We start from the raw sequence: 15,654 nt of genomic DNA, 5'->3' as shown, positions 1-15,654 counted from the left end.
TACTTTATAGAAGTTTTTTAAGTTGTTCACAGAATTGAAACAACTTATGAAAGCTTTATTTTATCAAGGTTCTCACTGTATTTTAGAGGAATATGAAATACACCTTAGTTTTTCTATATAAAGATAATGCTTATAATGAAAATGAGTGTGTTAGGAATAAAAAGAATATCAACAATGGGGAGCGATAGAAGTGAAAAAGAAATTGTTGGCTATTGCGCTAGGGACATCGGTTGTTTTTGCTTTAGGAGCATGCGGAAATAAAGAAGAGAGTAAGTCTTCGAAACAGTCTGCAAGCACAGACAGCGCAGAACAAATTTTCCAAAGAAGTTGTGCGGGATGTCACGCAACAGATTTATCAGGGGCAACTGGACCTGATTTAAGAAAAGTAGGCGGTAAGTACGACGCTGCAGATATCGAAGAGATTATTAAAAAAGGCCGTGGTTCAATGTCACCAGGACTTATTCAAGGTGAAGATGCGAAAAAAGTATCTGAATGGTTAGCTGAACATAAATAAAAAGGTGAAATGGGCGAGTTGATAATATAGTCAGCTCGTTTTCCTTTTTTCTGGTATGTAACATAACTGTAACAAAAATGTATCCAAATTGGAAACCGTTTGATGTTACAATGGGGTTTGTAGAATTTTGCTGAAATATATTACATAGAGTGGTATTGCTTATGAGAAAGCATAAGTAAACTACCTTCAACAAGGATGACTAAATGAAAATGAAGGATGTCTTTTATTTTCAGATGTACAGAAAAGTATTTCGAAAAAAATCATTAAGTATTGGGTGATAAATAATGATAAAAATGACGAATGTTTATAAGGAGTACCCGAATGGTATGAAAGCCATTGCTGGTCTTACAGTTAACATTAAACAAGGTGAATTCGTATACGTAGTTGGACCGAGTGGAGCCGGGAAATCTACATTTATTAAAATGATGTATCGTGAAGAGAAACCATCTACAGGATCTATTAATGTAAATGGACTTACTATCGAAACATTGGCAGAAAGAGACGTTCCGTATTTTCGTCGTCAATTAGGCGTAATTTTCCAAGATTTTAAATTGCTACCTAAATTAACGGTATATGAGAATGTTTCGTTTGCTTTAGAAGTAATTGAAGAAGAACCGGATGCAATTCGTGAGCGTGTAACAGAAGTTCTAGGTCTTGTAGGCCTTGAAGATCGTGCAGACGCACTTCCAAGTGAGCTTTCGGGCGGGGAGCAACAACGTGTGGCTATTGCAAGAGCAATTGTAAATAGACCAAAGGTTGTAATTGCCGATGAGCCAACAGGTAACCTAGATATTGAAACAGCTCTTGATATTATGAATATTTTTACTCGCATTAATGAGCGCGGCACAACGATCGTTATGGCGACGCATAATGCAGATATCGTAAATACAATCCGTCATCGTGTAATCGCGATTGAAGGCGGAAAAATTGTTCGAGATGAGATTGAGGGAGGATACGGATATGAAGGCTAAGACCCTTAGTCGACATTTGCGAGAAGGTGTAAAGAATCTATCACGTAACGGATGGATGACATTTGCTTCTGTTAGTGCAGTAACAGTTACATTATTACTTGTAGGTGTCTTTTTAACAGCGATTATGAATATGAACCATTTTGCGACGAAAGTAGAGCAAGATGTAGAGATTCGTGTACACATTGATCCAGCTGCAAAAGAAGCGGATCAAAAGAAATTAGAAGAAGATATGAGTAAGATTGCAAAAGTAGATTCTATTAAATATTCTTCTAAAGAAGAAGAGTTAAAACGTTTAATTAAAAGCTTAGGTGATAGTGGAAAAACGTTTGAGTTATTTGAACAAGATAACCCACTTAAAAACGTATTCGTTGTAAAAGCAAAAGAACCAACCGATACAGCGACAATCGCGAAGAAGGTTGAAAAAATGCAGTTTGTTAGTAATGTTCAGTACGGAAAAGGGCAAGTTGAACGATTATTTGATACTGTAAAAACTGGTCGTAACATTGGGATTGCATTAATTGCTGGTCTTTTATTCACAGCGATGTTCTTAATCTCTAATACAATTAAAATTACAATTTATGCTCGTAGTACAGAAATTGAAATTATGAAACTTGTTGGTGCAACAAACTGGTTTATTCGTTGGCCATTCTTGCTAGAGGGATTATTCTTAGGAGTATTAGGATCAATTATTCCAATTGGCCTAATTCTAATTACGTATAATTCGTTGCAAGGTGTGTTTAATGAAAAACTTGGCGGAACAATTTTCGAGCTTCTACCATACAGTCCGTTCGTATTCCAATTAGCTGGTTTACTAGTGTTAATCGGTGCTTTAATCGGTATGTGGGGAAGTGTAATGTCAATTCGTCGCTTCTTAAAAGTATAAAAAGTTGCAAACATAATTCGTACAAGCTTATCATATAGTAGAAATAGGTAAAGGCATCACACACTGTGTGATGCCTTTTGCTACACCACCTGTGTGTTTTGGAAAGGGGAATTCCGCATTGAAACGTAGAGTTGCAATTATTGGAATGGTTGTTGCATTTTTAATTGGTGCTGGCGGAATGTTTGCAGGCATGTCTGTATTTGGGGTTAACCCATCAGAAGTAACGCAAACAATTTCGAGTGGGAATGCTAGCACTGCGCAAGGGAATTTGGCAAAAATTAATGAGGCGTATGCACTAATTGATTCACGTTATGTGGAAGACGTGAAAGATGAAAAGTTAGTTGAAGGTGCAATACAAGGTATGTTGTCTACGCTGAAGGACCCTTATTCCACGTATATGGATAAAGAAACAGCCAAACAGTTTAGTGAATCGCTTGATCCCGAATTAGAGGGGATTGGGGCTGAGGTGAACAAGACGGACGGTAAGCTTATTATCGTATCGCCAATTAAAGGTTCACCAGCAGAAAAGATAGGAATTAAACCGAATGACCAAATTTTATCTGTAGATGGAAACAGTGTGAAAGACTTATCACGTGAAGAAGCAGTATTAAAAATTCGTGGTAAAAAGGGAACGACTGTCGCAATTGAAATTAAACGTGCGGGAGTAACTGATCCGATCGTATTTAAAATTAAGCGTGAAAAGATTCCAATCTTTACAGTATTTAGTTCTGTGAAGCAAGAGAGTGGAAAAGATATCGGTTATATGCAAATCACTTCTTTTGCTGAAAATACAGCGAAAGAATTTAAGGATCAGTTAAAAGAGTTAGAGAAGAAAAATATAAAAGGCTTAGTTATTGACGTACGTGGTAATCCTGGTGGCTATTTAAATAGTGTAGAAGATATACTAGGGGAAATTATGACGAATAAAAAGCCGATGCTACAAGTAGAGCAGCGAAATGGTGAGAAGAAGAAATTCTCTACGGAACTGAAAGAGAGAAAACCATATCCAATTTCAGTATTAATTGATAATGGAAGTGCTTCTGCTTCAGAGATTTTAGCGGGTGCGCTAAAAGAAGGAGAAGGATACGATTTAATTGGTGAAAAGACATTTGGTAAAGGTACTGTCCAGCAAGCTGTTCCATTTAAAGACGGCAGCAACATTAAATTAACGATGTTTAAATGGTTAACACCGGATGGGAACTGGATTCATAAAAAAGGAATCGCGCCAACAGTAGAAGTGAAGCAACCAAATTATTATCATGCGACACCAATTCAAATTGAAAAAACACTTTCATACAATTCAAATGATGTACAAGTAAAACATGCTCAAGAAATGCTTAAGAGCTTAGGGTACGTACCAGGTCGTGAAGATGGATACTTTAGTAAAGAGACAGAATCGGCTCTGAAAGCATTCCAAAATGCAAATGAGATGGAAGCGACAGGACAGCTTGATAAAAAGACAGCTGAAGCGATTCAAACTAAAATTATCGAAAAAATTCGTTCTGGAGAAAATGATCTACAATTACAGTCAGCATTAAAATTAATGGCAAAATAAGAAGAAATACAGGCAGTTTGCTGCCTGTATTTTTTTGTGTTAAACAAACGTTTGTTTAGTTATGATAATATAAAAAGAAAGAATGATATAAATGGTGGTGAATGAGTTCATGGAGGCGTGGATTTTTGAAATAATGCGGGCAGTTGGACGTTTTTTCTTACACCCTGCTGTCTATATATTTGTAATAAGTAGTATCTTCGTTGGATACTTACGTATGTTAAGAGAACGAAAAGATTTTTCTTTTAAAGTTTATGATATTTGGTTTGAACTGCGAACCTCTCTATTTGCAGGGATTGGATACGGATTAGTAGTATCTATTGTTACGATTGGGCTTGGACTTGTTGTTTCTAAAGCAAGCTTATGGGCCATTTTAATTTGGACGTTACTATTTGGATTAACGGCTATGTATCGATATTTATCGGCAGCTTATACATTTAGCATTGCGATTGTATGTGTTCTATTATCTTCTAAGCTACCAGTTTCCTTTTTACAGCTTCGAGAAGGTGAAGAGAGTACCATTGTATCCCTTGTTATTTTACTAGGCGTTATGCTTATTGTAGAAGGCTTATTGATTTCTAAAAACGCAGTAGGATATTCGACGCCGAGGATTAGGAAGGGGAAGCGTGGATTAAAGATTGGTTTACACGAATCAAAGCGTTTATGGATCGTTCCTATTTTTATTCTTGTACCGGGTGATGCGGTAACTCAGTTTATTTCATGGTGGCCTGTCGTTTCAATAGGGTCAAATACATATTCTCTATTCCTCGTTCCATTTTTAATTGGATTTATGAGAAAGATTAAAAGTTATGAGCCGACGGAAGCTTTATTATTTACAGGAAGACGTGTTTATGGATTAGCAGGACTTGTGCTCGTTTTAGGAATCACAAGTTATTGGTGGCACGTACTTGCAATTATCGCGATGGGAGTCGCAATGCTTGGGCGTTTCACAATCTCGATGCAAGAGAAAATTGCCGATGAAACAAGACCAGCATATTTTGCTGCACGCAATGATGGGCTCGTTGTACTAGATACAATTCCAAATACAATTGGAGCAGAGCTAAAATTACTGCCTGGAGAAATTATTACGAAAGTAAATGGAGTCATTCCAAAAAGCGCCGAGGAATTTTATGATGCGCTTCAAACGAAGACGACAGGAGCATTTTGTAAATTAGAAGTATTAGATACAAATGGTGAGCTTCGTCTTGCACAAACTGCATTATATGCTGGTGGACATCACGAATTAGGTATTGTATTCGTTGAGCAGGAGCACGAGTGGGATTCGGAAGCGATGTAATAGAAGGAAAGGTATCACCTTGTGGTGGTACCTTTTTTGTTTTTGGGGGAGGGGAGAGTAGTTAGTAAATGAAATTTATATCGGCGATTATCCGAATATATCAGCGCAACTTGAAATATATCGGCGATTTTGCAAATATATCAGCGCAACTCGAAATATATCGGCGATTATTCGAATATATCGACTTTCCAGCAAAAAACGACAACTATCGCAAAGCTTATTTTCAGTTTCATAGACGGATAACTTGAATAATTATTTGATAATGGTTATCATTTAGGGAGTCTTTTTAATTTTGGAAAATGGAGGTAAGATATGCTGCGTAAATTTTTCTCGTACTATAAACCGTATAAAGGTTTATTTATACTCGACTTTTCTTGTGCGGTTGTCGCAGGATTATTAGAACTCGGCTTCCCGCTTATCGTAAATCAATTTATTGATAAGTTATTGCCAGGGCAAAACTGGACGCTTATTTTATGGGCTTGTTTCGGTTTACTCGCAGTTTATATGTTAAATGCAGGCTTACAATATGTCGTTACATATTGGGGACATATGCTTGGTGTTAACATTGAAACAGATATGAGGCAGAAATTATTTGATCATATTCAAAAGCTATCATTCAGATTTTTTGATAATAATAAAACAGGTCATTTAATTTCACGCCTTACAAACGATTTAATGGAAATTGGGGAAATTGCTCACCATGGACCGGAAGATTTATTTATCGCCGTAATGACTTTAGTTGGGGCATTTTCATTTATGATAATGATTAACTGGAAGTTAGCGTTATTAACGTTCTTCGTCATTCCATTCCTATTATGGTTAGCACTTTACTTCAATAAAAAAATGACAGGTACATTTAGACGTTTATTCTCAGACGTTGCTGATTTTAATGCATGCATTGAGAACAATGTTGGGGGAATTCGTGTTGTACAAGCATTCGGAAATGAAAAGTTTGAGAAAGAGCAATTTGCTGTCAACAACGCTCGTTTTCGTACAACGAAATTAATGGCGTATAAAATTATGGCGTTAAATTCATCGATTAGTTATATGCTCATGCGGCTCGTAACGCTCTTCGTCTTAATATGCGGTACATGGTTTGTTCTGCAAGGAGAATTAACGTACGGTGGATTTATCGGATTCGTTCTATTAACGAATATTTTCTTCCGCCCAATTGAAAAAATTAACGCGGTAATCGAAAGCTATCCGAAGGGAATCGCCGGTTTTAAAAGATATGTAGAGCTTCTTGAAACAGAGCCTGACATTGTAGACTCTAAAGATGCAATGGAAGTTAAACATGTACATGGTGATATTCAATATAACAACATTACGTTCGGATATGAAAATAAAGAACCAATTTTAAATGACATTAGTTTGAAAATACATGCAGGTGAAACGGTTGCGTTCGTTGGACCATCAGGAGCTGGGAAAACGACTTTATGTAGCCTATTACCACGTTTTTATGAGCAATCATCTGGATCGATTCAAATTGATGGAATTGATACGAAAGATATGACATTATCTTCACTTCGTAAGCAAATTGGAATTGTGCAGCAAGACGTGTTCTTATTTTCAGGAACAATTCGTGAAAATATCGCTTACGGAAATTTAAAGGCATCAGAGCCTGAAATTTGGCAGGCAGTAAAACGTGCGCAGTTAGAAGATTTAATTTACTCACAGCCGGAAGGTTTAGATACTGTTATCGGTGAGCGCGGCGTGAAACTTTCAGGTGGACAAAAGCAGCGTCTAGCTATTGCTCGTATGTTCTTGAAAAACCCACCAATTTTAATATTGGATGAAGCAACTTCTGCACTAGATACAGAGACAGAACTTGCGATTCAAAAATCGCTTGCTGAATTAGCTGTCGGTCGCACAACGCTAGTTATCGCTCACAGACTTGCAACGATTAAAAATGCAGATCGCATCGTCGTTGTAAATAAAGATGGCATTGCAGAACAAGGTTCACATAATGAATTAATTGAGCAAGGCGGAGGATACAGTAGGTTATACGAAGCTCAGTTTAGTTCGTAAATATAATTTGTACTGAATTAGTGCACCATAAGTAGGTAAAAATCTCATATGGGAGGTAATAACAGTAAATAAGAATCTATAAAAAACTATAAAAATTTACAATTACAGGTTTTATAGTTTACAGAATTCAACCTATAATATTTTCAGGTGATGAAAAGGGGGGAAGGATGAAAACAACACGTACTTGTAAAATCAATTCTATTACAAAAGAACAAACGGAAGATTTAATTACTTTAATCCGTACGTTCGAAAGTGCAAAACGATATAGTTTTAATCGTTTGATTGAGGGCGAAAACGAGAAAGAATTGATAAAAAAACTACAACCTAAATATTTGTTAAATAAACGTTTTTGTGAAGATGCAATTTTACAAGCGCAAACGATCCTTTTCTCTCAAAAAGAACTTCTTCCTGTTTACCTAGAAAACAATCAAAAAAAGTTAGAAAAGACGTTACAAAAAATAGATGATTATGAACGCGGCAAAAAAAGACCTAAACAAGTTGCATTAGAAACTTGTTTAATTGGCTTAAGAAAACGAAAACAAAAATTAGAACAAAGAATTGAAACGTATGCAAAACATATTAAAAATAAAACATTACCTCCTATTATTTTTGGTGGGCGGAAAAATTTCTATGAAAGAATGAAAAACAAGATATCCAATCAAGAATGGAAAGATTTGCGGACACGACAATTATATTCTCGTGGAGATAAAAGCAAAAAAGGGAATTTGAACATGCGCATTACAGTTGATGACTGTGGGCAAGGATGGTTAGAAATTGCAAATCCATTAGGACGAACAAATGGAAAAACAAAAAGCCCACGAATCAAAGTTCCGATTATCATTCCATATCATTTTTATCATCAAATTACAAATGTCGTTATGGGAAAGCAAATCGGTGTAAATCCAAAAGGAAAACCGATTATAGAGCATCAAAAATATAGTGTAGAAATCATTCGTAAACAAAATGAATTTTATGTGAATATTACGTTTGATGAAACAGAAATAGGTCGTGTATTAGATTTCAAGGAAACACCACAATCAGATGTAATTGCAGGAATTGATGTAAATCCGGACCGCATTGCAGTTAGTTTATGTACAAAACAAGGTAATTTTAAAGGTTCAAAAATTTTTTATCTACACAATCTGAATACATTTTCAACAAACAAACGCGCAACGATAATTGGACAAATCGTACAACAAATTAAAACATGGTTATTGGAAAACAATGTAGGTGGAATTGTTTTAGAAGATTTAAAGTTTCAACAATCTCATGATACTGATAAATACAGTAATCGTAATTTCCATCAATTTACGTATAAAAAGATGTTGAACAGTTTAATTCGTATGGCTCTTCGTAACGGATTTTCTGTTAAAAGAGTAAACCCCGCTTATACAAGTGTGATCGGAAAATTAAAATACAGTAAAAATTTTGGTATTAGTGTTCATGAAGCAGCCGCATTCACGATCGCAAGACGTGGATTAGAATTGCAAGAACAATTACCACAAGAAATTATATTATTATTAAAAAACCAAATTACAACAAAACTGCGTATTCTTGTTGCTTCCATGGAAGAAAGTAAAAAGAATACGCAAAAAGTATATAAAAAATGGTTACAAACAATTCAAACGTGGAAAGAATATCATAATTGGAAATTGTGGAGCATTCTTCACAAAACTATTTATATGAGCAATCAACAATTCGTATTTAAAATTTAAATGAGAAGGGGGGTACTGGTTTATTTCTTATAACCTCTTGCATACTACTGACTTGGATGAATGGTAGTATGCAAGGACAGATCGTTCCTAACAGGAACCTGCCGTCATTCTTTCACAATAGGTGGATGAAAAGGTCACAACCCTTACGGACAGGAAAAAGGTGAGATTCCTTTTCGGTAGTTGGCATTTGACTTGGTTCGCCAACAATTTATAGATTTTTATAAGAATTTTAAACCAGGCTATAAAGTATGATTGTAACAACAACGTCTACAATTCAAGGAAAAGAAATTATTGAGTATATCGATATCGTCAATGGAGAAGCGATTATGGGCGCGAATATCGTTCGTGACCTTTTCGCCTCTGTTCGTGACGTTGTCGGCGGTCGTGCTGGCGCTTATGAAAGTAAATTAAAAGAAGCGCGCGACATCGCAATGGAAGAAATGAAAACTTTCGCAAGACAAAAAAATGCGAATGCAATTGTTGGTATCGACGTGGATTACGAAGTAGTTCGCGAAGGGATGCTAATGGTTGCGGTGAGCGGGACTGCTGTTCGTATATAAAGTAAAAAGCCGTGCTGGTGCACGGCTTTTTATATTCTATGTCGAAGTTTCAATATTTCTTGGGAAATGCGGAAGGTCCCGTCGATATATAGGGAAGACATTAGAGTGCCTCTTTACATTTCCGGATTTCAATTAATAATGTTTCGTATTCTTGTTCGAGAGATTTGATGTCATCGTTTTTGTCAAACTTATTTCTATTTATGATTTTTGAATTCGTTATTATAAATTTGTGCCTTCGCTAGCGCCTCAGCATCATTTTGGATTTCATCTATTCCATTCGCATTCCCAATAACATAACCTTCAAATGAAGAGCCAACAAAATCAAAGATATATTGGAATTGAGCAATAAGCGGTAATGCTTTTACCTTTGGGTTGTCCCCGCCAACGATGACAACATACATTTTTTTGCCTTTCATTTTTTCTTTGAAATGAAGGGATGTATCGCGCAAGCTTTGTGACCAGCGATCAACAAAATTTTTCATATGTCCACTCATTCCGTACCAATATAATGGTGTAGCAAAGATAATCGTGTCGTGTTCTAGCATGCGTTTCGTTAACTGCTCATAGTCATCATTTACGGATTGGAATCCTTCTGCATCATGACGTTGGTCTGTAATAGGATAGACGGTATGATCACGCAAATAAATTTGTTCTGTTTCAATGTCCTCTATCATCATATGTGTTAAAGCTTCTGTATTTCCGTTTTTTCTTGAACTGCCATGTATAACAAACATGTAATCATCCCTTTTCTTTTGCATGTTTTAGGAGTGAAACGTGTTTTTGCAAATTCGTTTGGATGTTGGAAAGCAATGAGATTTGCTTTGTTACTTCATTGAGTTTATCTTCGTAAAGCGTAAGGATACTGCTGCACGGATTGTCGTACAGGTGCGGTTCAATTTCAAGGCAGCGCAGCATCCTTGCCGTCTCTTCTAAATTTAAGCCAATTTGTAAGTACATTTGAATAAGCTCCACTTTTTCGATGGCACTTTCATCAAAATCACGGTAACCATTTGCAAGGCGCTTAGAAGGGAGTAAGCCCTTTTCTTCGTAATGTCTTAGTGATCTTTCACTAACGCCAGTTTCTTTTGATAATTCTCCAATTCGCAATGTATTTCACTCCTTTTACATGTATTGTAAACCTTCACACTAATGTGAAGGTCAACTCTGTTTTTTCGCAAAAGAATCTACATGATTTAAGAACACTTGAATGGCTTTAGATGGAATGAAATATTTACCGCGCACGATGGAGAACGGACGGATTAGTTGTTCATTTGGAACTTCGACGTGGAATAGTTCTTTTGCTAATAGCTCTTTCCGTACAGTCCAATCAGAAAGGATAGCGATGCCAAGCCCGGCACTAACAGCTTCCTTTACGCTTTGGATACTACTGAATGTAAAGAATCGTTTCATTTTTAAATGGTGTTGATGAATAAAGCGGTCACTATAAGCGCGTGTACCAGAACCACTTTCTCTTAATACCCATACTTGATCTTGGAGTGTACTTTCATTTATTTCATTTGTGCGGAGTAATGGATGATTTGGCGGGACGACGAGCTTCATTTCATCTTGCATAAATGTTTCAACATCTACGTCGGCGTATACGACTTGTCCTTCCACTAGGCCGATATCAATTTGATTAGAGCGAAGGCTTTGCAAAACGTCTTCTGTATTTGAGATGAAAGTATGAACTTCGACGTGTGGATTTTCATTCGCATAGTTAGCCAGTATTTTTGGAAGTAAGTATTCGCCAATTGTAAAACTAGCACCAATGCGCAGTGTTCCTGTTACAACGTTATGTAGTTCATTAATTTCTTGTTTAGCATCTTCGTAAAGAGAGAGCATTTGCTTTGCATGTATATATAATATGTTTCCAGCTTCAGTAACTTGGACGTGCTTCGGGGAGCGTTGAATAAGTGTAGTGCCAAATTCGTTTTCTAAGTTGCGTATATGCATACTTACTCCAGGCTGTGAAAGGTTTAATAATTCTGCTGCACGGGAGAAGTGTTTCTGTTCAACGACAGTAACAAAAATTTTTAAAATGTCTACGTTCATATAATGGGCTCCTTTCTTTTTCTATTATCTTATCATAAGTATTTCTAATGATAGAGATTTGGTATTGGTATTAAACTTATTATAGAAACTCTCTTATAATGTAAGTAGAAAGAACATGCATGTTCCAATACGATTATTGGAGTGGTTCAAAATGGAACAAACACTTGTTATACAAAAGAAGAAGCGTTTTGGATTTTCGCAAGGAATTGGGATTACATTATTAATCGCAATTGTGGCGAAATATTTAGCAGAGCTTCCATTTTTAAATATTATGGGACAATTAGTAATTGCTATTCTAATTGGGATGGTTTGGCGTGCGGCAATTGGAGTCCCTCAAGATGCGATTGCAGGGACGAACTTTGCAAGTAAGAAGTTGCTGCGCTTTGGGATCATCTTACTTGGAATGCGATTAAATCTTGTTGATATTGCGAAGGCAGGGCCGAAAGTATTGGTCATCGCAGCGGTTGTTATTACATTTACGATTTTCGTTGTATATGGACTAACGAAAGTATTTAAAGTAGAAAAGAAACTTGGGATTTTAACAGCATGCGGGACAGCAATTTGCGGCGCAGCAGCGGTCGTGGCAATTGCGCCGCAAGTGAAAGCAAAAGATGATGAAACGGCAGTTGGTGCCGCAATTATTGCTATTTTAGGTACGATATTTACGCTTATTTATACGTTATTATATCCAGTGCTTGGCCTATCTCCATATGGTTACGGTGTATTCTCAGGGGCCACGCTGCATGAAATTGCTCATGTTATCGCAGCCGCGGCGCCAGGAGGAAGTACGGCTATAGACATCGCAGTTATCGTGAAGCTAACGCGCGTTGCAATGCTCGTACCAGTAGCAATTTTAATTGGATTATGGTTTGGAAAGAGTGAAGGAAGCAAGGAAAAAAGATCGTGGCGCGACCTTCCAATTCCATGGTTCATTTTCGGATTTTTAGCGATGAGTGCCGTGCATTCGCTCGGGATTATTCCAGAAGTTGTTGCGGGATACATTGTTGTCATTGCTTATATGCTAATCGCAATGGCGATGGCAGGACTTGGTTTAAATGTAGAGTTTAAAACGTTCCGTAAGTTAGGAAGCAAAGCGTTCGTGGCGGGGCTGATTGGCTCGGTTTGCTTATCGGTTCTTGGATACGTTCTTGTATATGCGCTAGGATTTATGTAGTAGAGGAGAAAGCTGTTCCCGAAGGTATTTGGGGACAGCTTTTTCTTATGATTATAGTAGCGCTACGGATGTCGATATATTTGAAAAATCGCCGATATAAATGGAGTTGCGCTGATATATTTGGGAAATCGCCGATATAATTTAAGTTGCGCTGATATAAATTGAATTACTCTTGTACTTTATTAGAGTAGGTGTTCAGTGAAACGTTTTTCTAAAATTTGTAAAGATATCTTTACTTATAACTGGAAAATATTTATAATTTAAGTAAAGATATCTTTACTTTTGAAGGTGGAGCCTATGGGTGTGAAAAATAAAATAAAAGAGTTAAGAAAGCAAAATCATATAACGCAAGTTGAAATGGCAAAGGCGATGCAAGTGACGCGGCAGACGATAGTGGCGATTGAAAACCATCATTACAATCCGAGTCTAGAGTTATCTTTAAAAATCGCCAAGTATTTTGGAGTGAAGGTGGAGGAAATCTTTACGCTGGAGTAAGGGGAGAGAAAATGAACGATAAGTTTGAGAGATTTCAATTAGAGTAAACGTTTAAATATATAAGGATTGGTTTTGATTTATTAATTAGTATCGCATCAACGAGCGTGTTAGCAACAAGGAATAATAGATAGAAAAAGGGGAACTGGGATGGGATTACCGGTGTTATGTGTCGCTACAGCTATATTTTCGCTTCTTTGGGGAATGCAAAACTTTTCTCGTAATCCAGTGCCGAGCATTTGTATTATGATTGGTACTGTAGGTTTATCGTATTATTTATTATTATTAGCCCATTATCATAAAACGGCAACGAGTGTTGTTGTTGGAGCACTTATTTTATTTTGTGGGCGCGCCATACAAAAGGGGTTATTTCCATAAAAGCTGTTTATACACTTTGTATAAACAGCTTTTTGTATTTTTTTCACAAAACGCTTGAAAGTTACGTAACGTCATCTTTTATAATGAGAGGGAAGAGGTGATGGTAGTGATTTCAATACAAGAATTGACGAAAGAAACAGGGGTTACAGTACGTACATTACGTTATTATGATCAAATAGATTTATTAAAGCCGAGCGGAAAAACAGAGGGTGGACATCGGTTATATAGTGAAAATGACGTTATTCGTTTGCAACAAATTTTATTTTTGAAAGAAATGGGATTTTCATTAAAAGAAGCTGCGAATATGTTAGTAAAAGGTGAGCTGGATTTAAAAAATTCGCTTGAAAAACAACTTCGGTTTGTACAGGAAGAACAAAAGAAATTTAATCGAATGGAGCGTGTTTTACAAGCAGTTGTTTATTCGGTAGATGTAGAGGGAGAACTTGATTGGAAAGTTATGTTTGAACTTATTCAGCTTTCAAAACAGTCTCCTCGTATACGTGAAATATTTCAAAATGAAGTATTTTCAAAGGAAGAACAAAAATTGCTTCAGAATTTGCCAAATATGAGTGAGGAAGATCCGAATGTTTTAGAATGGGTAGATTTATTAAAGCAATTACGTACTTTTATGAAAGACGGTAAAGAAGTCGCAAGTGATGAAGTACAAGAGGCAACGAAGAAATTAATGCAGAAATGTTTAGAAATGGCTAATGGTGACGAAGCGTTTTTAGATAAGTTATGGGAAGTTAGAAAATCGAAGGAAGATTCACAGAAAATGAGCATGTATCCAATTGAAGAAGAACTTTTAGCATATATGGATGAGGCTTTTCGTATTTATGATGAAAGGGAGAAGGATAAATGAGTATACTCGCAGAATATCGTTGGTATTTTTTAATTGGGGCAGAAATTGTATTTTGGTTATCAGCTATCGGTTTCTTTTTACTTCGCTACGGATTCCGTTTGAAAAGAGCGAGTTTTATTATGGGGATTGTACTCCTCGTAAATGAAGTATTTATTTTAACTTTAGGGGTAGTGGACTATTATCAAACAGGAAAGTTCTCTAACTTTCAGATTATTACTGTAATCATTTTATTATATGCAGTTTTCTACGGGAAAAAGGATTTAAAGAAGCTTGATATATTTGTACAAAAATCAGTTGCGAAATGGCGTAATGAACCGGCGCCTATTATTGAAGAACAGGTAGAATTAACAGGTATGGCCTATGCAAAGCAGGAAATAAAAAATTGGGTATTACATCTTGTTTTATTCGTTGGTGTGCACATATTCTTTTTCTTCGCGTATGGATTTATTCCATTTGAACAATGGGGTAATTGGTTAGAATCGGGAATCGTTTTAAATAAAGCTGCAAGTCGCGTGAGTCAAGTGTGGGCGATTATATTTTTAGTTGATACAGCGATTTCATTTTCATATGTGATTTTTCCGAAGAAGGAGAAAGGAAAAGAAAAGCTACTTTCATAATTGAAAGTAGCTTTTCTGGTATACAAATAATTTTTATAGGAGAGGATGACAATAGGAAAAAGAACCAGTTTTATAAGTCTATTTCTCTTTAGTTTAGTAGCATGTTCACCATCTAGCACTACAATTGATAAGAAGAATGATGTCATTGTAAAGGGAGCAGGAATTCTCAATCTAGATAAATTTGAAAAGTTCGTTTTGAATGTCGAGCAAAGGGAAGTTGATAAAATAAGAATTGTACAGTATACCCTTGAAGGGGACCCGATTTTTCAAACGTTAGAGTATAGTGGGAACGATATATTTTATGTGTCAGATAATAGAAAAGACAAATTTGCTGGGAAGGATAAAGGGTTACATAAAGATAGTTGTAAAGGTATTGTTAAAGAGCAGCGCGAATCAGAAAGTACTTATCGGTTAATAGATTGTATGAATGAAGCTGGGCGCAATGGATATGACTTAGTATATGTACCTAAAAAATAGAATTAGTAGAGGAAGGAAGTATTTACTCCTTCCTTTTTCTATGTGTATATTGTCGAAAACTTTACCGAATATCTGTTCGTTT

17 protein-coding genes and 1 pseudogene are annotated in these 15,654 nt (G+C 36.3%); 14 read left to right on the top strand and 4 right to left on the bottom strand.

From position 1 onward, the window contains the following. Window positions 1-190: 190 nt before the first annotated feature. The 8 genes from cccB (at window position 191) to ACK1U5_RS21415 (ending at window position 9,520) form a co-directional block, all read left to right on the top strand. Entirely contained in the window at window positions 191-514 is a 324-nt protein-coding gene (cccB, locus tag ACK1U5_RS21450; protein ID WP_000727971.1) for a cytochrome c551, read from the top strand. 284 nt (window positions 515-798) lie between these two features. After that, complete coding sequence (gene ftsE / locus ACK1U5_RS21445; protein ID WP_000594321.1) at window positions 799-1,485, top strand: cell division ATP-binding protein FtsE; 687 nt, start codon at window positions 799-801, stop codon at window positions 1,483-1,485. Further along, window positions 1,475-2,368 (top strand): permease-like cell division protein FtsX, encoded by an 894-nt coding sequence (gene ftsX, locus ACK1U5_RS21440; protein WP_000645027.1) that lies wholly within the window; start codon window positions 1,475-1,477, stop codon window positions 2,366-2,368. The genes ftsE and ftsX overlap by 11 nt, the downstream gene beginning before the upstream one ends. Window positions 2,369-2,486: 118 nt before the next feature. Beyond that, the gene (locus tag ACK1U5_RS21435; protein ID WP_000830313.1) at window positions 2,487-3,923 is read left to right on the top strand and encodes a S41 family peptidase; all 1,437 of its coding nucleotides are present in this window, start codon (window positions 2,487-2,489) and stop codon (window positions 3,921-3,923) included. Between the two features lie 109 nt (window positions 3,924-4,032). Continuing rightward, the gene (locus ACK1U5_RS21430) at window positions 4,033-5,217 is read left to right on the top strand and encodes a PDZ domain-containing protein (RefSeq protein ID WP_113710553.1); all 1,185 of its coding nucleotides are present in this window, start codon (window positions 4,033-4,035) and stop codon (window positions 5,215-5,217) included. Between the two features lie 312 nt (window positions 5,218-5,529). Next, window positions 5,530-7,245, top strand: a complete 1,716-nt coding sequence (locus ACK1U5_RS21425) for an ABC transporter ATP-binding protein (RefSeq protein WP_113710554.1) — start codon at window positions 5,530-5,532, stop codon at window positions 7,243-7,245. A 167-nt stretch (window positions 7,246-7,412) separates the two neighbouring features. After that, window positions 7,413-8,960: an IS200/IS605 family accessory protein TnpB-related protein gene (locus tag ACK1U5_RS21420; RefSeq protein ID WP_113710555.1), complete on the top strand. Its 1,548-nt coding sequence runs from the start codon at window positions 7,413-7,415 to the stop codon at window positions 8,958-8,960. A 248-nt stretch (window positions 8,961-9,208) separates the two neighbouring features. Beyond that, window positions 9,209-9,520 (top strand): heavy metal-binding domain-containing protein, encoded by a 312-nt coding sequence (locus ACK1U5_RS21415; RefSeq protein WP_000637523.1) that lies wholly within the window; start codon window positions 9,209-9,211, stop codon window positions 9,518-9,520. Between the two features lie 100 nt (window positions 9,521-9,620). Here ACK1U5_RS21415 and ACK1U5_RS21410 read toward each other — a convergent pair. The 4 genes and pseudogenes from ACK1U5_RS21410 to ACK1U5_RS21395 form a co-directional block, all read right to left on the bottom strand. Further along, a pseudogene (locus ACK1U5_RS21410) lies at window positions 9,621-9,698 on the bottom strand (macrolide transporter); the annotation flags it as partial. 16 nt (window positions 9,699-9,714) lie between these two features. Then, the gene (locus ACK1U5_RS21405; RefSeq protein ID WP_070757701.1) at window positions 9,715-10,254 is read right to left on the bottom strand and encodes a flavodoxin family protein; all 540 of its coding nucleotides are present in this window, start codon (window positions 10,252-10,254) and stop codon (window positions 9,715-9,717) included. Between the two features lie 4 nt (window positions 10,255-10,258). After that, on the bottom strand, window positions 10,259-10,627 hold the full coding sequence (locus ACK1U5_RS21400) for a MerR family transcriptional regulator (RefSeq protein ID WP_001219199.1): 369 nt from the start codon (window positions 10,625-10,627) through the stop codon (window positions 10,259-10,261). 51 nt (window positions 10,628-10,678) lie between these two features. Further along, complete coding sequence (locus ACK1U5_RS21395; RefSeq protein ID WP_001099987.1) at window positions 10,679-11,572, bottom strand: LysR family transcriptional regulator; 894 nt, start codon at window positions 11,570-11,572, stop codon at window positions 10,679-10,681. A 151-nt stretch (window positions 11,573-11,723) separates the two neighbouring features. On the opposite strand from ACK1U5_RS21395, the gene ACK1U5_RS21390 reads away from it, so the two are divergent. From ACK1U5_RS21390 to ACK1U5_RS21365, 6 genes are all read left to right on the top strand, one after another. Beyond that, complete coding sequence (locus ACK1U5_RS21390; protein WP_113710556.1) at window positions 11,724-12,746, top strand: YeiH family protein; 1,023 nt, start codon at window positions 11,724-11,726, stop codon at window positions 12,744-12,746. A 297-nt stretch (window positions 12,747-13,043) separates the two neighbouring features. Beyond that, the gene (locus ACK1U5_RS21385; protein ID WP_000538364.1) at window positions 13,044-13,241 is read left to right on the top strand and encodes a helix-turn-helix transcriptional regulator; all 198 of its coding nucleotides are present in this window, start codon (window positions 13,044-13,046) and stop codon (window positions 13,239-13,241) included. 147 nt (window positions 13,242-13,388) lie between these two features. Then, window positions 13,389-13,616 (top strand): hypothetical protein, encoded by a 228-nt coding sequence (locus ACK1U5_RS21380; RefSeq protein ID WP_000524139.1) that lies wholly within the window; start codon window positions 13,389-13,391, stop codon window positions 13,614-13,616. A 100-nt stretch (window positions 13,617-13,716) separates the two neighbouring features. Continuing rightward, on the top strand, window positions 13,717-14,478 hold the full coding sequence (locus ACK1U5_RS21375) for a MerR family transcriptional regulator (RefSeq protein WP_000260337.1): 762 nt from the start codon (window positions 13,717-13,719) through the stop codon (window positions 14,476-14,478). Beyond that, complete coding sequence (locus tag ACK1U5_RS21370; protein ID WP_000025225.1) at window positions 14,475-15,095, top strand: hypothetical protein; 621 nt, start codon at window positions 14,475-14,477, stop codon at window positions 15,093-15,095. Before ACK1U5_RS21375 ends, ACK1U5_RS21370 begins: the two co-directional genes overlap by 4 nt. A gap of 45 nt (window positions 15,096-15,140) precedes the next feature. Further along, window positions 15,141-15,572: a DUF4362 domain-containing protein gene (locus tag ACK1U5_RS21365; protein ID WP_000152001.1), complete on the top strand. Its 432-nt coding sequence runs from the start codon at window positions 15,141-15,143 to the stop codon at window positions 15,570-15,572. The last annotated feature ends 82 nt before the right edge of the window (window positions 15,573-15,654 follow it).

This window comes from Bacillus sp. XB1, from assembly GCF_053557995.1.
This window is presented reverse-complemented; position numbering and strand designations above follow the sequence as displayed.